Source organism: Streptomyces sp. NBC_01622 (assembly GCF_045209635.1).
Taxonomy (GTDB): Bacteria; Actinomycetota; Actinomycetes; order Streptomycetales; family Streptomycetaceae; genus Streptomyces.
The window spans coordinates 4460501-4480925 of record NZ_CP109293.1 but is presented as its reverse complement, the minus strand read 5'-3'; the positions used below and the strand labels follow the sequence as shown (position 1 = coordinate 4480925).

Here is a 20425-nt window from a genome sequence, read left to right as displayed (position 1 = left end):
GCCGCCGTACACCAAGAGGTCGCCGAACGCCGGGACTCGGCGGGTGTATCCGCCTGTCGGCCGGTACGAAGTGCCGTACCCGCGCCGTCTTCACGGTGCCGATCGCTGGGCGTCAATGACCGTACGGTGCACGGCAGTTGTCGTACCGCCCGGAAGTCCCCGGCCGCTGACGCTGTGACAATTCCGTGAGGCCCGGCGCTGATGGCGATGGGGGGTGCGGGGGACCGCCGCGCCCGGTACGGATTCTTCGCGAACTCGGTACGCACGGACGAGGACAGTCCTTGGGCCAGACAGGCGAGCCCCGCCGCGGGCACGCGCACGACGGGGAACTGGGTGCCGCTGTCGCGCGCGCCCAGGAGGGCGACGACAACGCTTTCGCGGTCGCGTACCGGATCGTGCAGCCCGGGCTGCTCGGCTATCTGCGCGGGCTGGTCGGCGACGAGGCGGAGGACGTGGCGGCCGACGCCTGGCTGGAGATCGCCCGCGATCTCGGCCGCTTCCGGGGCGACGGGGCCGGCTTCCGCGGCTGGACGGCGACCATCGCCCGGCACCGGGCGCTGGACCATCTGCGCAGACAGCGGGTGCGGCCCAGGCCGGCGGCGCTGGAACAGGACGTATTCGAACTCCCCGGTCCGCACAGCACCCATGACCAGGCACTGGAGTCCCTCTCCACCGAACACGCCCTCGACCTGGTGCGCGGCCTGCCCCGCGACCAGGCGGAGGCGGTCCTGCTCCGCGTCGTCGTGGGCCTCGACGGGCCGGCCGCTGCGCGGGTGCTGGGGAAACGGCCCGGTGCGGTGCGTACGGCGGCCTACCGGGGGCTGAAGCGGCTGGCCCGCGAACTCGCCGCGGAGGGTGTGACGGATGCCGGCACCAGGACGCTGGGGGAGTCGGACGACGGTTCGGCGACGGATGGACACGGACATGACTGAGCAGCGGAACGGCGACGGCTTCCCGGCTCGGCTGGGCGCCGCGTTACGCGATGTCGGCGTGGACGACGAGGCGGAGCGGCGGGCGGTGGCCGCGTTCCGGCTGGCCAGGGATTCCGGCGACCGCGCGACCAGCCCCCGGCGCGAGGACGACTGGCGCCCCGGGTCCGCCTGAGCCCCCCCGGCCCACGCGGACCCGCGACTACCCGGCGCCTCCAACTGGCCTGCCCCGCTTGACGATCCGGCCCTCCTGCATGACCAGTACGACGTTCTCCGGATCCCCGAGCAGACCGATGTCGGCGACCGGATCGCCCTCGCACACCACTGCGTCGGCGATCTTGCCGACCTCGACCGTGCCCAACGACTCGTCCAGGCCCAGGAGCTGGGCGGCGTTCAGCGTCCCCGCGCGGACGGCGTCCAGTGGTGACAGGCCCAACCGCACCAGGTGGCCGAGTTCCTGGAGGTTCCGCCCGTGCGGAACGGCGCCCGCGTCCGTGCCGAGCGCCACCTTCACGCCGCGCCGCACCGCCTCGCTCAGCCGGTTCGTCGCCGCCTCCGCCAGACGGGCCTTCTTCTCGTGGGCGGCGGCCGTGAAGCGGTCGCGCTCGACATGGAAGGTCGACAGCGTCGGGACCAGGAACGCGCCCTTCTCCAGCATCAGATCGATGCCTTCGTCGTCGATGAGGTAACCGTGTTCGACGCTGGTCACCCCGCCGCGCAGGGCGTTCTTGATGCCCACCGTCCCCTGCGCGTGCGCGGCGACCGGCCGGCCGCGGTGCCGGCGGGTCTCGTCCACGACCGTCGCGATCTCTTCCACGGTCAGGCCCTCGTCCTCGGGCTGGTCGCTCGGGCTGTTGACGCCCCCGGTCGCGCAGACCTTGATGACGTCCGCGCCGTCGCGCAGCAACCGCCGTGTCGCCAGCCGGACTTGGCCGGGATCGTCGGCCAGCTCGCTGAACGGCTCGAGGAGGGCCGAGGGGTCGTAGCCGCTGGGCATGCTGAAGTCGGCGTGTCCGCCGGTGTGGCTCATCAGCCGCAGCGCGACATGCAGCCGGGGTCCCTCGATCAGGCCGAGCGCCACGGCGTCGCGGTAACCGGCGTCGATGCCGCCGAGATCGCGGGCCGTCGTGATGCCTGCGTGCAGGGTCTCGCGCATGCGGCGGGCCCGTTCGAAGACGGTGACCGTGGGCCGGTTGGTGAGCAGCCGTCCGGTGAAGTCGGCGTTGCTGTCCATGAGGAAGTGCAGGTGGCAGTCGAAGAACCCGGGCAGCAGGGTGCGTCCGCCGCAGTCCACGACGGTCGCCTCGCGGATCTGCGGCCTCGCGTGCTCCGGCCCGGCGTAGGTGAATCTGCCGTCCTCCACGACCACGGCCGCCGACTCGACGGGCGGGCCTCCGGTGCCGTCGACCAGACGGACTCCGGTGAACACGACAGGGGCCGACGAGCGACGTTCACTGTTGTCAGGCATGACCCACGTGTATCCCGCACCGACCGCACCCGGCACGCGCACTGGTCCGGTGGCCGGGACACCGGGCCGAGGACACGGAGGCCCGTGCCGTCCGGGGGTGGACCCACCCCCGGACGGCACGGGCGTGACACTCAGCGGGGCTGGGCGAGCTGAGCGGCGAGGAGGTGGGAGTCGAGCAGGGCGGTGTCGCTGGTGCGGGCGGCTTTCGCGTAGCCGGCGAGCATGCGTTTGGTCAGGACGAGTGCCTGTGGGGAGCGCCGGGCGAGGGGTCTGGTCCAGGCTGTGACGGCGTCGTCCAGCTGGTCGAGGGGTGCGACCTTGTGGAGGAGCCCGAGGTGGTGGGCGGTGGGGGCGTCGAACTCGTCGCAGGTGAGCATGAGTTCACGGATCCGGGCGGCACCGGCCTCCGTGATCAGACGTCCCATGGCGCCGCCCCACGCGGGGGCGAGTCCTAGGCCGATCTCCGGCATGCGGAAGCGGCAGGTGTCCGCCCCCGCGCGCAGATCGCAGTGGGCGGCGAGCGCGAGGCCGGCTCCGATGACCCTGCCGTGGAGCCGGGCGATGGTGACGGCGTGGGTGTTCTCCAGCGCCTGGCACAGCCGGTGGGCCTTGTCCGCGATCCGCCGCAGCGTGGTCCCGGTCGGATCGCCGGCCAGCGCCTCCTGGTACTCCCGGCGGTCCGCTCCCAGACAGAAGTCCTCGCCGAGGGAGGAGAGCACCAGGATCTGGATGTCGGGCTGTTCGTGGAGGCCGTCGAGGACCGCGATGAGCGCGTCCAGGACGGCGGAGCTCAGGACGTCGTCGTCCTGAGCTGACGGGTTGAGCCGTACGTGGAGGACGGACCCGGTCCGGGCGAGGCTTATGGGGGCAGCGGGAGGTGGGGTCTCCGCGGTGTCCACGGGCTCCGAAACGGGGGCGTGCGCGGCGGCGCTGGAGGAGGTTATTGGCGGGTTCATGTCAGTGAAACGTCCAGGTTCAGAAGTCGCCTGAACGCCACCCGGGGTGCCTGCACGGGGCGGCGGACCAGGGTGAGTCTCGGCAGGCGGGCGATCATGCGGCTGAGCAGGGTCTGTGCCTCCAGCCGGGCCAGGGGTGCGCCCAGGCAGTAGTGGATGCCTCCGCTGAAGGCCAGATGGGTCGGCTTGCGCCGGGGGGCGAAGGAGCCGGGGTCGGTGAACCGGGCGGGGTCGTGATGGGCGGCGCCCACCATGAGGTGGATCATCTCCCCGGCCTGGACCTCGGTGCCCTCCAGGAGGCAGTCCTCGGAGGCGACCCGGCTGATGACGTGGGTGGGGGAGTCGTAGCGAAGGGTCTCCTCCACGAACGCGGGGACCAGGTCCGGGTGTTCGGCGAGCAGACTCCAGCGGTCGGGGTCCTCGACCAGCAGGAGCGTCATGGTCGACAGCAGTGTCGACGTCGTCTCCAGGGCGGCCAGCAGGACGAACAGGGCGAGGAAGTAGACGGCTTCGTCGGCCTTGTCCCGGTCCGGTTCGAGCTCGTCCCAAGCGCTGATCCACCGGGAGACGGGATCGTCCCCGGGGTGTTCGCGCCGGTCGCGGATCAGCTCCAGGAAGTAGGCGCGCAGCTCCACCATGGCGGCGTCGGAACGGGCCAGCTGGCTGGCGTTCGGGAGCAGCTCCTGGGTGAAGACCTGGTCGTGGGTCAGTTCACGCAGCCGGGGCCAGTCCGCGCTGGGCAGTCCGAGCCAGTCGCCGATGGTGGCGACCGGGAGTTCCTCGCTGACCAGTGCCGAGAAGTCGGCCTCTCCCGCGTGCAGGCGCTCGTGCAGAGTGCCGAGCAGCCGGTCGACGACCTGGCTCACCCGGCGGCCGATCTGTTCGATGGTGGAGCGGTCGAAGGAACCGGCCGACCGGCGCACCTTGGTGTGCTCCGGAGGGTTGAGCGCCGGCATGGTCCGGCTGATCTCCCGTGCGGAGGGGGCGCTCCAGCGGGTGCGGGCGCCTTGCCGCGCCCGCCAGTCGGTGTCCGGTTCGAGCCATACGCCGTTGCGCAGTACCTGGTCGCAGGTGCCGTAGCTGGTCACGAGGTGACCGCCCCAGGGCGCGGGGCTGACCGAGCCGCGCGCCCTGAGCTCTGCGTAGATGGGGAAGGGATCGGCCTGTCCGTCAGCCGTCCGAAGACGGGAGAACAGGGAGACGGTGGCCCGACGGTCCGATGACGGAGTCGTGACGCTTCCCACGATGGTGGCTCCTCTCTGCCAGCCGCCATCCGTACCCGTGGGATGTTTGAATCATCCAATAACACAGTGCTTTCGTAGGGTTACTTACATCACTCGCCATTCACCCAGGCCCGGAAGCGGCTGAACATCCCGCCCTTGGGCTTCGGAGCGGCGTGCGACGGCCGGCTGAACCCGGCTGGCTGCGGCATGGCGGCGGCCGACGGCGCGACCTGGGCGGAGGCCGGCCGCGGCGGGCGGGGCTTGGCCGCGGACGGCACCGTACGGGGGGTGTACCGGATCGGCACGGTCACCAGCTGGCGGCTCCACGGCGCCGGCACCCAGGCGAGTTCCTTGAAGGGGACGCGCATCTCGACGTCGGGCAGCCGGTTGAGCAGGGACTCGACGGCCGTGGCCGCGATCATGAACGCCGGGTCCTTCGCCGGGCAGGCGTGCGGGCCCGCGCCGAAGGCCAGATGGGCCTTGGAGCTGAGCTGTTCGCGGTGCGCGGTCAGCTTGGGGTCGGTGTTGGCGGCGGCGAAGGAAATCAGGACCGGGTCGCCCGCGTGCAGCGTCCGCTCGCCCAACTCGACGTCCTGGGTGGGGTAGTGGGCCGCGTAGTTGGCGATCGGCGCGTAGTTCCACAGCGTCTTGACGACCGCGTCCTCGACCGGCAGACCGCTCGGCCAGTCGTCGCTGAGGTACAGCGCGGCGCTGGTGCCGATCGAGGCCGTCAGGGGCGCGGTTCCGCCGGAGAGCAGGGTCACCAGCTGGTGCAGCACCTCCTCGTCGGTCAGCCGGGAGGAGTGCACCATCAGGCGGGTGGTGAGGTCCTCGCCGGGCTGCCGGCGCTTCAGCGCGATCAGCTCGGCGAGCGCGCCGCCCAGGGTCTCGTCGGCGCCCGGGGTGCCCTGGAAGATGCCGGTGATCCCGGCGATCACACGGTCGCCGAGCTCGGGCGGGCAGCCGAACAGCTCACCGAAGACCAGCAGCGGCAGCGGCTGGGCATAGGCGGACATCAGCTCCGCCTGGCCGAGGGCCTCGGAGCTGAACTGGCTGATCAGGTAGTCGGCCGACTGCTGCGTCAGCCGGACGATCCGGCTCTGGTCGACGGTCGCGAGACTGTCCGTGACCGCCTGCCGCAGCCGGGCGTGCGCCGCGCCGTCGCTGAACAGGGCGTTGGGCCGGTAGCCCATCATCGGCAGCGCCGGGCTGTCCGCCGGTATCTCCCCGTGGTTGAGGGCGTTCCAGCGCCGCGAGTCCCGCACGAACAGGGTCGGGTTCTGCAGGATGTAGAGACTGGCGTCGTAACTGGTCACCAGCTCGACCTCGACGTCCGGCGCGATGTCGACCGGGGCGCTGGGCCCCAGCGTGCGCAGCTGGGCGTACATGTTCTCGGGGTCGGAGCCGAAGTCGGACCCGTACAGCGGGACGTTGCCGTGCGCGGGGCAGCCGGCCGGCGCCCCGGACGTGTCGAAGGGCTGTTGCATGCTGGCTCCTAGCCGAGTGAGGACAAGAGGTGCTTCACGAGCGTGATGAGTGCCTGCATCGAGGAGTCCTGGTCACGCACGTCGCAGTGGATGACCGGGGTCTCCTCGGAGATGTTGAGCGCCTCGCACACTTCCGACAGCGGGAACTCGTGCTTCCCCTCGAACGTGTTGACGCCGATGACATAGGGCAGACCGAACGCCTCGACCAGGTCGAGGACGGGGAACGTCTCCTCCAGCCGCTCGGGGTCCGCCAGGACCAGCGCTCCCAGCGCTCCCCGGGACAGCCCCTCCCACATCTGCTTGAACCGTTCCTGCCCGGGGGTTCCGAAGATGTAGAGGACCAGGTCCTCGCCGAGGGTGAGACGCCCGAAGTCCATCGCCACGGTCGTGGTCGTCTTGTCCGGGGTCTCGGAGAGATCGTCGAGCCCCTCGCTGGCTTCGGTGATCTCCTCCTCGGTCTGTAGCGGCTCTATCTCGGAGACGCTTCCGATGTACGTGGTCTTCCCGACCGCGAAGTGGCCCACGACCAGGATCTTCACGGAGCGGGAGACGTCGGGATCCAGATACACGGGACTACGCTCCGGTTCGAATTCGCATCAGGCCGTCGAGCACGGCGGTCAGCAGGACGGGATCATGGCGTTCGGCATGGGGCACCGGATTGCGCACATGGATCAGGCCGTCCTCGGCCATCTGCGCCAGCAGAATGCGGACGATGCCCAGGGGCAGCCGGGTGTGGGCCGCGACCTCGGCCACCGAGAGGAAGCCGTCCGCGATCAGATCCATGACCGTACGGGCCTCGGGGGACAGCGTCCGGGCCGCCGCCACGGCACCGTCCTGGGCCGTGATGATCGTGGTGTGCTCGTACTCGCTCTCCCGTGGCAGCGCGCGACCCTGCGCGATGACGAAGAGTGGGACTAATGGAGCCGTCAGCTCCAGCTCGCCGTCCAGTTCGTCACTCATCGCCCGTCCTTCCTCCCCGGGCCGCCGACCCGGCGGTCAGCGCCGGCATCGTGTCGCCCAGCCGTACGGTGAACTCCTCGATGTCACAGCCGTGTTCGGCGGCTGCCGCGAGGAACGCTCCCTCGCCGGCCGCGATCAGGAACACCCAGCCGTGCTCGAACTCGATGACCGTCTGCATCCATTCGTCGTCCTGCTGCCCGCCCGCGAACGGAGCGGTCGCCCGGCTGTAGGCGTGGATGCCGGTCATGGCCGCCGAGATCGTGTCCGCGAGATTCCTGCCGATCCCCGAACTCGCCCCGCGCGGCAGACCGTCCGCGCCCAGCAGCAGCGCGTGCAGCGCGCCCGGCACCGACGCCACCGCCTTGTCCAGCTCCGCGAGCAGGAAGACCCCGCCGCCCCCGCCGTCCAGCGGTGCCCCGGCGCCGTCCCCGGGATGGGCCGGCTCACTTCCGGTCACCCGCGCCGGGACGGTGAGGTTGTTGCCCAGCCGGGAGACCAGCCGGTTCATCCGGAACGACAGCTGCTCCATGTCCACGTCGGGCTCCGCGGCGGCGGCCAGGTAAGCACCCTGCCCGGCCCCGATCAGGAACACCCAGCCGTGCTGGAACTCGATGACCGTCTGGATCCAGTTCCGGTCCCGGGCCAGCCCGGCGAAGTGGGCGGTGGCCCGGCTGAGCGACTGCATCCCCGCCATGGCCGCCGAGATGGTCCGCACGTCCTGGCCGGTCAGGTCGTCCGTGGACCCGCGCGGGACACCGTCCGCGGACAGCACCACGGCGTGCCGTGCTCTGGGCACGTTGTCCACGATGTCCTGGACCATCCAGGACAGGTCTGCTGTACTCATGCGTTTTCGGACCCTCCGGGCGTCGGGGTGTCGAAGGAGGCCGTGTCGCGCGCGGACTGCGTACCGCGCTGCAGGGCCGCCAGGCTGCCGGTGCCGCGCCGGGCACTGCGCCGGGGCGCCTGCTCCCCGCCGGTGGTGACACCGGTGGGCGAGATACGGGAACCACGCTTCGGCAGACCGCCCGCCGTACGCGCCGACCGTCCCGTCTCCATCGGCCGGATGCTGCTCACGGGCGCCTCGGTGGCCGGCGGCAGGGCCTCCTCCATGGTCCACAGCTCCTCGGGAAGGAGTACGACGGCCCGCACGCCGCCGTACCGGGAGACACCGGTGACATCCACCGTGAAGCCGTGCTGACGGGCGATCAGACCGATGACGGGGAAACCGAACTTCGGCTGGGTGCCCAGCTGTGACAGCCGGGGCAGACCCTCGCCGGACAGCAGCGCGCTGGCCCGCTGCCGGTCCTCGTCGCCCATGCCGACGCCGGCGTCGTCGATGACGATGCACAGGTTCTTCTGCACCTGGCGGAAGGTGACCTCGATCGGGGCGTCCGCCTGGGAGAAACTGGCCGCGTTGTCGAGGAGCTCGGCCACGGCCAGGGCGACCGGCGCGACGGCCGAGGCCTTCAGCGCGATACCGCTGGGCTGCATGATCTCGACCCGCTGGAAGTTGCGGATCTGGCTCTGCGCGCTGCGGACGACGTCGTAGACGCTGGCGGGCTGGCTGCGGCGGCCCAGCGGCGCACCGCACATCACGGCGATGCCCTGCGCCTTGCGGGCCATCTGGGCGTTGGCGTGGGTGATGTCCATCAGGTCGGAGAGGACCGCGTGGCCGCCGTACTCGCGCTGGACCCCGTCCAGCAGCGTGGTCTGCTCGGCCGCGAGGCTCTGCAGGAAACGGGCGGCGCCCTTGAGGACCGACTTGGTGTTCTCCTCGGCGGCCTGTTCCGCCTCGCGGATGACACCGTCCTGCTCGTCCCGCAGCGAGGTCAAGGCGGCCTGGGCGCGGTCGAGTTCACCCTGCGCGTACCGCAGCCGCGCCTCCAGCGCGGCCTCGGACTCCCTCTTCCTCCTCCCCAGGGCTCTGCTGCGGAGCACGAGCGCCACGACTGCGGCTACGGCTGTCACCGCTATCGCAACCAGGCACCAAAGAAGCACGTCTTGAGTCATGGAAACCTTTCCCGGCGCGTGGCACGCAGGCGTCATCGGGGGTACGCCTTGCAAGGATCCGCAACCCGTCCAGGGGACTGCATGACTGATCTACGCGGAGAGACAAGCGCGCTCAGACTCGGGGCCTGAACAAAAGTGGATCAAGGTCGCAGACGGCGGAATGCTATCACCGTCAACCGTGCGTATCGGAGGTCACTCCGTCGGGTTTCACGGAGTTAACACGCCTGCTGCGTAAGGGGTGTTGACCGTACCGAGCGACCGGCGTCCCCAGCGCCGCAGGCTGGGCCCCCAGAAGCCCCCGCCGCTGCCGGATTCCACCGGGTCGCCGCTCTCCCGAGGCCTCGTCGACCGGCGACCGGATCGTTATCGGGCCCCGCTCCGGGACCGCCTCCGCCGCGACGGTGATGACACCAGGTGCCCGGCTCGTGGGTAAATCCAGTAGGGCGAATCTTGTCGATGGGGCCGTTGCGGACGCCCGTGTCACCCCCCCCGATCAGCAGCCACGCTGAAAGGGCTCACGGTGCTGAGCGAACTGGCGGTATCGGACGGGGCGCGGATGGGCGGGCTGGCGCCCCAGCGCGCCTTGTCGTCGCGGGCGAGGCCAGGAGAACGGTGCCTTCGCGGTCGTAGCGGTAGACGGTCGCGCCCCCCGAACTCGGCCACGAGCCGTCAGCTGGTGCTGTGTCGCCCACGGTCGCCCCCGTCGCGGCAACGGCCGGGGCCGCCACCCCCCACAGGAGAGGCCCCGGCCGTCGCGCGGCACGGGCCGCGCGGCGGCCCGTACTCTCTACAGCGTCAGGAGTGCGTTTTCTGTCACACCGCGCGCCCGAAGCAAGTAGTTGCGGGTTGTACGGACATGGACGAGGAGCAGTTTCAGGTCGTAACGTGCCTTTCGCGCCGGAGTGCGGCCGCGACCGACAAATTCGAGGGACCACGTGCTGGGGGACGACGCGGAGCTGACCGCCGCGGTGCTTGCGGCACAGGACGGGGACGAGACGGCGTTCCGGACTGTGTACCGCACGGTGCACCCACGGCTGCTCGGATACGTACGGACGCTGGTCGGCGAACCCGACGCCGAGGACGTCGCGTCCGAGGCCTGGCTGCAGATCGCCCGGGACCTGGACCGCTTCAGCGGGGACGCGGACCGGTTCAGGGGATGGGCGGCCCGGATCGCCCGCAACCGCGCCCTGGACCACATACGGATGCGTGGCCGCCGCCCCGCGACTGTCGCCGACGAGACCGAGCTGGCCGGCCGTGCCGCCGAGTCCGACACGGCGGGCGAGGCCATCGAGGCGCTGGCCACCGACCGCACCCTCTCCCTCATCGCCCAACTGCCGCAGGACCAGGCCGAGGCCGTCGTCCTGCGGGTGGTGATGGGCCTCGACGCCAAGACCGCCGCGCAGACCCTCGGCAAGCGGCCCGGCGCCGTCCGCACGGCCGCGCACCGCGGTCTGAAACGGCTCGCGGAACTGCTGGGCGGCGACCCCGAATCGGCCGCGGCCCTCGGCGCCCTGCCACCCCAGCGAGACCCGCGCGACCGCGGGGTGACGTCCGCCACTGTGACGCATACACGCGCGCGGACGCAGAAGGACATGTGATGGCCGACGAGCGCTCTGCTGTGCCAGGAGGCACCCCCCGGACCCCCGGCCGATGGCTGGACCGCGAAACCGCTGAACTCCTGCTGCGCGGTGAGTCCCTCGAAGCCGTCGACCCGGCCGCCCGCGACCAGGCCGAACGGCTCGCCAGGACCCTTGGCGCGCTGGCCGTGGAACCCACCTCGGGCAAGGCCGAACTCCCGGGCGAGGAAGCCGCGTTGGCCGCCTTCCGGGCAGCACGCACCGGCAACGATGTCGAGCGGGCCGCCCTCGGCGGGCCCGGCCGCGCGCACTCCTCCGACGCCGGGCTCGTCCGGCTCGGGCGGCCCGTGGAGACCGTGCGGGGACCGCGCCTGGGCAGACCCGCGCGGTTCGGGCTGACCGCCGCGCTCGCCGTCGGGCTGGCCGGCGGGGTCGCGGCGGCGGTCGGTACGGGAGTCCTGCCGTCGCCGTTCGACGACCCGACGCCCGCCGCCTCCGTCTCCGCCGCCGCGACCCCGGACCGCCCGCTCGTCTCGCCCTCGCCCCGCGGCACCTTCGGCTCGGGTACGCCCTCGGCGGGCGGCGGCACGGACGGCTCCGACGACTCCTCCGGCGAGGCGGTCGGCGGCGGCACGGACCGCACCCCCGCCGCGGGCACCGGTGAGGACAATTCCGCCCACTCGGGCAGTTGGTGGAGCGCCGTCGCCTCGTCCTGCCGTGCCGTGCGCGACGGCAAGTTCCTGGAGCCCGGCCGCAAGCGCACCCTGGAGGGCGTGGCGGGCGGCACCTCCCATGTGTGGACGTACTGCAAGGGCCTGCTCAAGAACACCGGCGGCGGCTCGGACGACCAGGGCAGCGGCAGCGGCAGCGGCGACGGCAAGAACGGCGGCTCCCAGGGCGGCGACCAGAGCGGCGGCCTGGGCGGTGACGACGAGGGCACCGGGAACATAGCCCCGATCGCCCCGGGCGGCGGCAATGGCAGTGGCGGGAGCGCCGGTGGCCACAAGGGCAACGGCGTGGTCGCCACCCCGCTCCCCTCCGCCTTCACCCCGCCGGCCCGGCAGACGCCGTCCACCCCGGCCGCGTCGTACACCACCGGCGCCTCGCGGACACCGGCGCCGGGCCCGACGTACAGCGCCCTCTGACCTGCGACTTCGTGACGCGCGGAACTTTTTTCGCGCGGGGTGTGACGTTTTCGGGCCCCGTGGCGCAGTACTGAGTGAGCCGACTGGTCATCGGCCATCGCACAGAGCCGGGGGTTCCCCCCGTACCTACGGCTCGTGCACTCGGCGCGGGCGGGACACGTTCCCCCGGTCCCGCCCGCGCCCCGCACGACTTCTCTCGCGCCTCACCAGTAGACGACGACCTTGTCGCCGGTCCGCACCTGCGCGAACAGACTCGCGATCGCCGCCTCGTCCCGTACGTTGACGCAGCCGTGCGAGCCGCCCGCGTAACCCCGGGCCGAGAAGTCGTAGGAGTAGTGCACCGCCTGGCCGCCGCTGAAGAACATCGCGTACGGCATGGGGGAGTGGTAGAGGGTGGACACCCAGTTCCGGGCCTTCCAGTAGACGTGGAACACACCGTCCCGGGTCGGGGTGTACTGCGCGCCGAAGCGCACCGACATCGTCGACACCGTCCGTCCGTCGATCATCCAGCGCAGGGTGCGGGTCGTCTTGTCGATGCACAGGACCCGGCCGGTCAGACAGCGCGGGTCGGGTGCGCCGGCCGGCTGGCCGCCCATCAGATACAGGTCCCACTTGCCCGGCTCGTGCGTCATCGCCAGCAGCCGCTGCCAGGTGACCTTGTCGGTCTCGCCGGTCTTCGGCAGCCCCCGCTTGCCCTGGAAACCGGCGACGGCCTGCTCGGTGAGGTCGTCGTAGGTCCCGGTCGGCCCGTCGAAGAGCCAGTCGACCTGCTGTAGCCGCGCCTGCAGCTCGCGCACTCCGGAGCCGCTGTCGCCGCGCGACCACAGGACGTTCGCGGCGGGCGTGGCGCCGGGCGTGCTCGGGGCGCTCGCCGTGGCCGAGGGGCCGGCATCGGCTCCCGGCAGTTTGATGCGCACCGGCAAGTGGTGCTTGCCGTCCGCGTCCGTGCCCTGCACCGTGCAGCCGCACACCGCCAGCAGCGCCGACAGGGCCGCCGTGGCGACGATCGCTCTCCCCATACCCGTAGTACGCATCCCGGACCCCCGCCGTCTCACCGGTGTCACCCGGACACGTACCCCCGGATGACGGGCCGCGAACGGCGCGGCATCGTGGTGTCCGGAGGTGCACACCATGGTGCGCGAGTCGGAGTCAGGCCTGCCCGTCCAACCCGTCTACGGCCCGGAGGCACTCGCCGGCTGGGACCCGGCCGAGCGGCTGGGCGAGCCGGGGGAGTACCCCTTCACACGGGGGGTGTACCCGTCCATGTACACGGGCCGCCCGTGGACGATGCGCCAGTACGCCGGTTTCGGCACGGCCGCGGAGTCCAACGCCCGCTACCGGCAGCTGATCGCCCACGGCACCACAGGCCTGTCCGTCGCCTTCGACCTGCCCACCCAGATGGGCCACGACTCCGACGCGCCCCTCGCACAGGGCGAGGTCGGCAAGGTCGGCGTCGCGATCGACTCGGTGGACGACATGCGGGTGCTGTTCGACGGCATCCCGCTGGACAAGGTGTCGACGTCGATGACGATCAACGCCCCCGCGGCCCTCCTGCTGCTGATGTACCAACTGGTCGGCGAGGAACAGGGCGTGGCGGCAGGGCAGTTGACGGGCACGATCCAGAACGACGTACTGAAGGAGTACATCGCGCGGGGGACGTACATCTTCCCGCCGAAGCCGTCCCTCCGTCTGACCGCGGACATCTTCCGGTACTGCGGGGCCGAGATCCCGAAGTGGAACACCATCTCGATCTCCGGCTACCACATGGCCGAGGCCGGCGCCTCGCCCGCGCAGGAGATCGCCTTCACTCTCGCCGACGGCATCGAGTACGTCCGTACCGCGATCGCGGCCGGCATGGACGTCGACGACTTCGCGCCCCGGCTGTCGTTCTTCTTCGTGGCCCGTACGACGCTGCTCGAAGAGGTCGCCAAGTTCCGTGCGGCGCGCAGGATCTGGGCCCGGGTGATGCGGGAGGAGTTCGGCGCGCGGAACCCGAAATCTCTGATGCTGCGCTTCCACACGCAGACCGCGGGTGTCCAACTCACCGCCCAGCAGCCGGAGGTGAACCTCGTCCGCGTCGCCGTCCAGGGACTGGCCGCGGTCCTCGGCGGGACGCAGTCCCTGCACACGAACTCCTTCGACGAGGCGATCGCGCTGCCGACCGACAAGAGCGCCCGCCTAGCCCTGCGCACCCAGCAGGTCCTGGCGTACGAGACGGACGTGACCGCCACCGTGGACCCCTTCGCGGGCTCGTACGCCGTGGAGAGCATGACGGACGACGTGGAAGGGGCCGCCGTCGAACTGATGCGGCGCGTCGAGGAGTTGGGCGGTGCGGTCGGTGCCATCGAACACGGCTTCCAGAAGGGCGAGATCGAGCGCAGCGCCTACCGCGTCGCCCAGGAGACCGACTCCGGCGAGCGGGTCGTCGTCGGCGTCAACCGCTTCCGCCTCGACACGGAGGAACCGTACGAGCCGCTGCGTGTCGACCCGGCCATCGAGGCGCAGCAGGCCGCACGCCTCACGCGGCTGCGCGCCGAACGGGACCGGGGGGCGGTGGAGTCGGCGCTGGGCGCGCTGCGGAGGGCGGCGGAGGGTACGGACAACGTGCTGTATCCGATGAAGGAGGCGTTGCGGGCTCGGGGGACCGTGGGGGAGGTGTGCGGGGCCCTGCGGGACGTGTGGGGGAGTTATGTGCCGGCGGATGCCTTTTGATCTGGGGGTTGCTCCGAATGGGTGATCGAGGGCGGAAGGCGCACGCAGCCGGTTACGCTCGCGGAGGGTGTTCCCGAAAGGAGGGTGCCGTGGCTGTGATGCTGCACGAGTCGTCGCTCGCTGACGCTGCCGACTGGCTCTGGGAGGAGCTGCCCGGGCACCGGGTGGAAATCCTCAACGGGAGTACCGTCGTGACACCACCGCCGGATGGCCCGCATCAGCAGACGCTGACCAAGCTTGCCAGGGCGTTCGAACGCGCAGGCATCGATGGAAGCGGTGCTGAGTGGCTTCAGGGCATCGGCCTCTGGCTGCCGACCGGGCCGGACGACTATGCAGTGCCGGACTTCTCAGTCGTCGATGCCGATTACGGAGACGAACTCATTGAGAAGAACTGCTACGCGCCGCACGTCTTCCGCTTGGTACTGGAGGTGACCTCCAGTACCTGGACGAATGACACAGCCACCAAGGTCGATGTCTGCGCGCGGGCTGACGTCCCCGTGTACTTCGTTGTCGACCGCAAGCACGACGAGGTGCTTCTCTACACCGACCCGGCCGACGGCAAGTACCCCGACCCCGAGCGCTACAAGCGGGGCCAGAGCGTGCCCGTTCCGGAGTCTGTCGGCGTCGCCCTCGACCTCTCCGTGGACGTCCTCCTCGACGGCGAGGGCTGATTGTCGTACCCCCATGACACACTCGTGTTCATGTTCGGTGTCATAGACCTCCCCACCTACCTCGCCGGCCTGGTCCTGATCGTCCTGCTGCCCGGCCCCAACTCGCTGTACGTCGTCTCGGTCGCCGCCCGGCGCGGGACCCGGGCCGGATACACGGCTGCCGCCGGTGTCTGGTGCGGGGACACCGTGCTGATGACGCTCTCCGCGGCCGGGGTCGCCTCGCTGCTGCAGGCCAACGCCGTGCTGTTCGGGATCGTGAAGTACGCGGGGGCCGGGTATCTGACCTGGCTCGCGTTCGGGATGCTGCGGGCCGCTTGGGCGATGTGGCGGACCCGGAAGGAGCGGGCGGCCATGGAGTCGGCTCCCGCCGCGGAGGCCGCCGACGAGCGGCCGTACCGGCGTGCCTTCGTCGTCAGTCTCTTCAACCCGAAGGCGATTCTCTTCTTCGTCGCCTTCTTCGTGCAGTTTGTCGACCCGGGCTACGCCTATCCCGCCCTGTCGTTCGTCGTGCTCGGCGCCTTCGCGCAGCTGGCGAGCTTCCTCTACCTCAGTGCGCTGATCTTCGGCGGGACCCGGCTGGCGACGGCCTTCCGGCGGCGCAGGCGGCTCGCGGCGGGGGCGACCTCGGCGGCGGGCGCGCTGTTCCTGGGGTTCGCGGTGAAGTTGTCGCTCGCCAGTTCCGTCTAGCGGAGGCCGTAGCGGTCCGCGTATTCCGCGAGGCCGTCCTCCGTTGTGCCCGCCCAGCCGACGTAGCCGTCGGGGCGGACCAGGAAGAGGCCTGTGCCGTACGTCTCGACGGCGGGGCCCTCCACGACGCGCACCGCATGGCCGACGGCCGTCGGGGGCTTCGTGTCCAGGGCCAGCAGGGTCCAGTGCGGGCCGCGGAAGGTGTCGAAGAGGCGGACGCCGTCGATCGTGCGGTCCGGGGCGCGGTCGCCCGCCCGCAGTGTGTCCTCGGGCAGGTCGGTGCGGGTGTCCACCGCGAGTGAGCGGCTGCGGTAGCCGAGGCCGAGTTGGTGGGTGGCCTTGCCGCGTTGCACCTCGCCGCGGTGGACCTGGGTCGAGATGCCGAGCATGTCGGCGGCGTTGGGCAGCCGCTCCTCCTCATAGGTGTCGAGCAGGGACTCGGGGGCGCCGTCGCGCAGCACCGCGCCGAGCTTCCAGCCGAGGTTGTAGGCGTCCTGGACGCTCGTGTTGAGGCCCTGTCCGCCGGCCGGCGAGTGGACGTGGGCCGCGTCCCCGGCGAGGAAGACCCGCCCGGCGCGGAAGCGGTCGGCGAGTGCGGCGCGCGGCCGGAAGTCGGAGGCCCAGCGGAGTTCGGTCACGTCCTCGGGGGCGAGGTGGGTGCGGACGGCCACGGTCTCGCGGATGCCGTCGAGCGAGAGGTCGATGGCGGTGCCTTCCGGGAACTGGGCGACGACCTGGAAGTCCTCGGTGCCGGCCAGCGGGAAGACCGCGAGGAAGCCGACGTCGCCGTGCGGCGGGAAGACGTGCACGCTGTCGCGGTCCAGGCCACTGATGCGGACGTCCGCGACCAGCATCGGGTTCGGGTCGACGGTCTCGCCGGTCATGCCGATGCCCAGGGTCCGGCGGACGAGCGAGCGACCGCCGTCGGCGGCCACGAGGTACCGGGCGCGGACCGCCGTACCGGAGGCGAACCCGACCGTCACACCCGTCTCGTCCTGGGTGAAGCCGGTGACCTCCCGTCCGAAGGCCACCGTCCCGCCCAGCTCGGTCAGCCGCGCGAACAGGATCTCCTGGGTGCGCCACTGCGGCACCATCCACGGGGTGCCGTACGGGGTGTCGGGGTCCGTCTCGGAGGGCTCGAACATCCGGTGCTCGCCGACCTTCCGGCCGTCCTGCCAGATCGCGCCGGTCGGGTAGGTGCCGCCCTGCGCGAGGATCGCGTCGATCACTCCGAGGTCGTCGAAGACCTCCATCGTGCGCGGCTGGATCCCCTTGCCGCGCGAGCCGGGGAACAGTGCGTCCGCCTTCTCCACGACCAGCGCGTCCACCCCGCGCCGGGCCAGGTCGATGCCGAGGGCGAGGCCGGTCGGGCCGGCGCCGACGATCAGCGCATCCACCAGTACATCCACGTGTTCCGTCACGATCCCCATCCCCTTAACGCTGTTAAGTGACTAGGGGCATCAGGGTGCCCTTAACGCCGTTAAGCTGTCAAGCTGTCGAGCGTGAGTACGGAACGACGCATCCCCCTCGACCGCAAACGGGTCGCGGACACCGCCCTGAAGGTGCTGAACGAGGTCGGCTTCGACCGGCTGTCCCTGAGAGCCATCGCCAAGGAGCTGGACGTCAAGGCGCCCGCCCTGTACTGGCACTTCAAGGACAAACAGGCGCTGCTCGACGAGATGGCGACCGAGATGTACCGGCGGATGGTCGCCGACGCCCCGCTCGCGCGCGAGGACACCTGGCAGCAGCGGCTGCTGAAATCCAACCGGGGCCTGCGCTCCGCACTGCTCGGCTACCGCGACGGCGCCAAGGTCTTCAGCGGCTCACGCTTCACCGGCACCCTGCACGCCGTGCACATGGAAGACACCCTGCGGCTGTTCACAGAGGCCGGCTTCACCCTCGCCCAGGCGGTCCGCGCGACCTCGACGTCGTACCTCTACACGATCGGTTTCGTCAGCGAGGAACAGGGCGTCCAGCCACTGCCGGACGAGCGCCGCGAGGGCTACGACATGGACGAACGCGCCCGCCTGATGGCCGACTTCCCGATGTCGGCCGCGGCGGGCGCGGAGATCTTCCAGGACTACGGCCGGCACTTCGAGGAAGGGCTCGACCTGGTGATCGCGGGCATCGAGGCCCGGTTCAGGACCGGCTGAGGCCGTTGCGGATCGCGCGGGTCAGGATCGGCGGCAGCACGTCTGCCGCGAAGCGGCGGGCCCGGGCCGTGCTACGGCCGCGGAGCGGGGCCTTGGCCGTCGCGGACCCCGGCGCGACCTCTTCCCTGCGGTGCGCGAACCGGGACGGCGGGAAGGGCGGGGCCTGCATGCCCTTCTTGGACTTCAGACGGACGATGCGGTGCCCCGCGGCCTGCTGGACGCTGAGGTTGCAGTCCTCGCGCCCGCGCACCATCGCCAGCAGCTCGTCCTGGACGGGGCCCGGGTCCTCCCAGGTGCCGTAGAGCTTCTGGCTGCTCAGGCAGATCGGGCGCAGGCCCCTGGTGAGCACCGCCTCCCAGACGGCCACGGAGACGCCGGGCGTGTGTTCCGAGCGGAAGTCGTCCAGGACCACGATCCCGCCGGGCAGCAGCGCCTCGCGGGCCGCGCCGATGTCGTCGCGGACGTGCTCGTACAGGTGCGAGGCGTCTATGTGGACGAAGCGGCAGCTGGCCGGGGCGACCTCGGCCGGCACGATGCTGCTGGGGCCCTTCAGGACCCGGGGCAGGGTGTCGTGGAAGGCGAGGTAGTTCTCCTCGAAGACCTGCTGGGTGAGCGCGCTGTACGACTTCGTCGACTCCGCCTGGTTGGCGTCGTCCAGGGCGTCGCCCTCGAAGAGGTCGCAGACCGTGAAGTTCTCACCGTCCTGGCTGTGCCGGCCGAGACAGATCGCGCTCTTCCCCATGTACACCCCGACCTCCAGCAGATCGCCCCGCGTTCCCGTGGCCTCCTGCCGGTCCAGGAACCATTCGAAGAGCACCTGGTCGAGCACGGGAAACCAGCCGGGAACGTCGTCGAGCCGGTGGGGCGGTCGTATCGTGCGTGGTGCGAGGGTCATCGTGGAGAACGCTCCCTGACAGGGACGGGCTCGCCTGTTTGAGCCCGTGCGGGACACCCCAGCATCTGCCCAACGGCGTCCTGCCAAACGGGCTCTCAGGTGAACGGCGGACCAATTCCTGTGCGTCTGTTGTGCGGGGGTGCGGAGCGGGCGTCCGGGTCGAGGGTTTTCCGGCTGCGGTCAGCTGCGTGGTGTCGACAGCAGTGAGCGCAGCTTCGGTGTCAGCCGGTTCTCGACGACGCGGTTCAGCGCGTATGCCAGCAGCAGCATGGTGAGGACGGTGAGCACGACGGTCGCGTACGACGGGATGCCCAGGGTCCGGTGGTAGGCCTTGATGACGACCCAGCCCAGGTGTTCGTGGACGAGGTAGAAGGGGTACGTCAGCGCGCCGGCGACCGTCAGCCAGTGCCAGTTCGCCCAGCGCAGCCAGCCGAGGGCGATCGCGGCGACCGCGACATAGCCGAAGGTGACGACCAGGATGATGCCCCAGGCGGAGCGGTTGGAGAAGGCCGTGTCGTTGGGCGCGTGCCACAGCTTCGCCACCGCGTAGTGCTGGCCGATCAGCCAGCTGACGGCGACGATGCCCCACGCGTAGGCGTCCTTGCGGTCGCGGTGCACGAGGTAGAGGCCGACGCCGCCGATGAAGTACGGCGCGTACTCGGGCATCAGAATGATGTCGAGCAGTGGTGACTTGGCGCCCTGGGTGATCGCCGCCGCGAGCGTCCAGCCGGCGCAGAACATGATCACGCGCCGCCGGTTCGCGCCGGGCAGCACGACGCACAGGGCGAACAGGGCGTAGAAGCGGATCTCCGCCCACAGCGTCCAGCACACGCCGAGCACCCGGTCGACGCCCAACGGCATCTGCAGCATGGTCAGGTTGACCAGGACGTCGCTCGGCGCGGCGGCCTTGTACGCCACCATCGGCAGCGCGAAGACGCCGGTGATGACGAGGATCGCCGCCCAGTACGCGGGCAGCAGCCGGGAGGCACGGGAGGCGAAGAAGGAGCGCAGCGGTCGGCCCCAGCCGCTCATGCAGATGACGAAGCCGCTGATCACGAAGAAGACCTGCACGCCCAGGCAGCCGTAGGAGAACAGCGTGTGCAGCGTGGGGAACTGGTGCCTGGGCGAGGTGCCCCACGCCTTGACGACGTCGCCGTCGCGGCCGCCGTAGTGGTAGGCCGCCACCATCAGCGCGGCGACCAGGCGCAGCCCGTCCAGGGCGCGCAGGCGGGTCTCCCGGCGTTTGGGCGGCCGCGGCGGACCGGCCGGGGGCAGCTCGTCGGCGGCCGGCGGCAGGACGGCGCGGACCACGGTGCCCGTCGGGTTCTCCCGGGTGTCCGCGGGCGTGTCGATCACAGGTTTCCCCTCGATGGGACTTGGCTGGGTCTCAGCACACTAGAACGACATCCGGCCGGGTTTACGCTCTCGCCGCGACCCTTCGTCACCCCGTCCGCGTCCGTTCACCCAGGTTTCGCCTGCGCGTACCCAACCTTGTGGGGCCACCGTCACGACCCGCCTGTACGGCGCCCGGACAAGGCGGCGGGCCGGCCCC

Annotated in this window: 20 protein-coding genes; 8 read left to right on the top strand and 12 right to left on the bottom strand. The window is 71.0% G+C overall.

Features of this window, described 5'->3' with window-relative positions; genetic code table 11:
* The first annotated feature begins 281 nt into the window (after positions 1 to 281).
* Together OH768_RS20110 and OH768_RS20105 are read left to right on the top strand one after the other, a co-directional pair.
* Positions 282 to 932, top strand: a complete 651-nt coding sequence (locus tag OH768_RS20110) for an RNA polymerase sigma factor (protein ID WP_406455499.1) — start codon at positions 282 to 284, stop codon at positions 930 to 932.
* Entirely contained in the window at positions 925 to 1104 is a 180-nt protein-coding gene (locus OH768_RS20105) for a hypothetical protein (protein ID WP_406455497.1), read from the top strand. The genes OH768_RS20110 and OH768_RS20105 overlap by 8 nt, the downstream gene beginning before the upstream one ends.
* 27 nt (positions 1105 to 1131) lie before the next feature.
* Here the strand turns inward: OH768_RS20105 and OH768_RS20100 are convergent, their stop codons facing one another.
* The 8 genes from OH768_RS20100 to OH768_RS20065 form a co-directional block, all read right to left on the bottom strand.
* A complete protein-coding gene (locus tag OH768_RS20100; protein ID WP_406455495.1) occupies positions 1132 to 2397 on the bottom strand; it encodes an amidohydrolase family protein in 1266 nt (421 codons plus the stop codon).
* A gap of 131 nt (positions 2398 to 2528) precedes the next feature.
* A complete protein-coding gene (locus OH768_RS20095) occupies positions 2529 to 3353 on the bottom strand; it encodes an enoyl-CoA hydratase/isomerase family protein (RefSeq protein WP_406455493.1) in 825 nt (274 codons plus the stop codon).
* Positions 3350 to 4597 (bottom strand): cytochrome P450, encoded by a 1248-nt coding sequence (locus tag OH768_RS20090; RefSeq protein WP_406455491.1) that lies wholly within the window; start codon positions 4595 to 4597, stop codon positions 3350 to 3352. Before OH768_RS20090 ends, OH768_RS20095 begins: the two co-directional genes overlap by 4 nt.
* 89 nt (positions 4598 to 4686) lie before the next feature.
* Positions 4687 to 6063, bottom strand: coding sequence for a cytochrome P450 (locus tag OH768_RS20085; protein WP_406455489.1), 1377 nt, complete (start codon positions 6061 to 6063; stop codon positions 4687 to 4689).
* An 8-nt stretch (positions 6064 to 6071) separates the two neighbouring features.
* Entirely contained in the window at positions 6072 to 6632 is a 561-nt protein-coding gene (locus tag OH768_RS20080) for a GTP-binding protein (RefSeq protein WP_403601448.1), read from the bottom strand.
* A gap of 4 nt (positions 6633 to 6636) precedes the next feature.
* Positions 6637 to 7023 carry a DUF742 domain-containing protein gene (locus OH768_RS20075; RefSeq protein ID WP_317883846.1) on the bottom strand — a complete coding sequence of 129 codons (387 nt, stop codon included), beginning with the start codon at positions 7021 to 7023 and terminating at the stop codon, positions 6637 to 6639.
* Positions 7016 to 7843, bottom strand: coding sequence for a roadblock/LC7 domain-containing protein (locus tag OH768_RS20070; RefSeq protein ID WP_406465359.1), 828 nt, complete (start codon positions 7841 to 7843; stop codon positions 7016 to 7018). Before OH768_RS20070 ends, OH768_RS20075 begins: the two co-directional genes overlap by 8 nt.
* 20 nt (positions 7844 to 7863) lie before the next feature.
* Positions 7864 to 8970, bottom strand: a complete 1107-nt coding sequence (locus OH768_RS20065; RefSeq protein WP_406465357.1) for an ATP-binding protein — start codon at positions 8968 to 8970, stop codon at positions 7864 to 7866.
* A 998-nt stretch (positions 8971 to 9968) separates the two neighbouring features.
* Between OH768_RS20065 and OH768_RS20060 the strand changes: the two genes are divergently transcribed.
* Both OH768_RS20060 and OH768_RS20055 read left to right on the top strand, forming a co-directional pair.
* Positions 9969 to 10631: an RNA polymerase sigma factor gene (locus tag OH768_RS20060; RefSeq protein WP_406455486.1), complete on the top strand. Its 663-nt coding sequence runs from the start codon at positions 9969 to 9971 to the stop codon at positions 10629 to 10631.
* Positions 10631 to 11755 carry a hypothetical protein gene (locus OH768_RS20055; protein WP_406455484.1) on the top strand — a complete coding sequence of 375 codons (1125 nt, stop codon included), beginning with the start codon at positions 10631 to 10633 and terminating at the stop codon, positions 11753 to 11755. The genes OH768_RS20060 and OH768_RS20055 overlap by 1 nt, the downstream gene beginning before the upstream one ends.
* Before the next feature lie 203 nt (positions 11756 to 11958).
* Here OH768_RS20055 and OH768_RS20050 read toward each other — a convergent pair whose 3' ends face one another.
* Positions 11959 to 12774, bottom strand: coding sequence for a L,D-transpeptidase family protein (locus OH768_RS20050; RefSeq protein WP_406455482.1), 816 nt, complete (start codon positions 12772 to 12774; stop codon positions 11959 to 11961).
* A gap of 112 nt (positions 12775 to 12886) precedes the next feature.
* Here OH768_RS20050 and OH768_RS20045 point away from each other — a divergent pair, with 112 nt between their 5' ends.
* The 3 genes from OH768_RS20045 (at position 12887) to leuE (ending at position 15825) form a co-directional block, all read left to right on the top strand.
* Positions 12887 to 14467: a methylmalonyl-CoA mutase gene (locus OH768_RS20045; protein WP_406455480.1), complete on the top strand. Its 1581-nt coding sequence runs from the start codon at positions 12887 to 12889 to the stop codon at positions 14465 to 14467.
* Between the two features lie 89 nt (positions 14468 to 14556).
* Positions 14557 to 15138: a Uma2 family endonuclease gene (locus tag OH768_RS20040; RefSeq protein ID WP_406455478.1), complete on the top strand. Its 582-nt coding sequence runs from the start codon at positions 14557 to 14559 to the stop codon at positions 15136 to 15138.
* Positions 15139 to 15168: 30 nt separating this feature from the next.
* Positions 15169 to 15825: a leucine efflux protein LeuE gene (gene leuE / locus OH768_RS20035; RefSeq protein ID WP_388102718.1), complete on the top strand. Its 657-nt coding sequence runs from the start codon at positions 15169 to 15171 to the stop codon at positions 15823 to 15825.
* Here the strand turns inward: leuE and OH768_RS20030 are convergent.
* Positions 15822 to 17255 carry an FAD-dependent oxidoreductase gene (locus OH768_RS20030; RefSeq protein ID WP_406455476.1) on the bottom strand — a complete coding sequence of 478 codons (1434 nt, stop codon included), beginning with the start codon at positions 17253 to 17255 and terminating at the stop codon, positions 15822 to 15824. The two genes, leuE and OH768_RS20030, sit on opposite strands and share 4 nt — an antisense overlap.
* Positions 17256 to 17327: 72 nt before the next feature.
* Between OH768_RS20030 and OH768_RS20025 the strand changes: the two genes are divergently transcribed.
* On the top strand, positions 17328 to 17978 hold the full coding sequence (locus OH768_RS20025) for a TetR/AcrR family transcriptional regulator C-terminal domain-containing protein (protein WP_406455474.1): 651 nt from the start codon (positions 17328 to 17330) through the stop codon (positions 17976 to 17978).
* Here OH768_RS20025 and OH768_RS20020 read toward each other — a convergent pair.
* Both OH768_RS20020 and OH768_RS20015 read right to left on the bottom strand, forming a co-directional pair.
* A complete protein-coding gene (locus tag OH768_RS20020; protein ID WP_406455472.1) occupies positions 17965 to 18873 on the bottom strand; it encodes a class I SAM-dependent methyltransferase in 909 nt (302 codons plus the stop codon). The genes OH768_RS20025 and OH768_RS20020 overlap by 14 nt on opposite strands.
* A 180-nt stretch (positions 18874 to 19053) precedes the next feature.
* On the bottom strand, positions 19054 to 20229 hold the full coding sequence (locus OH768_RS20015; protein ID WP_406455470.1) for an acyltransferase family protein: 1176 nt from the start codon (positions 20227 to 20229) through the stop codon (positions 19054 to 19056).
* Between the last annotated feature and the right edge of the window lie 196 nt (positions 20230 to 20425).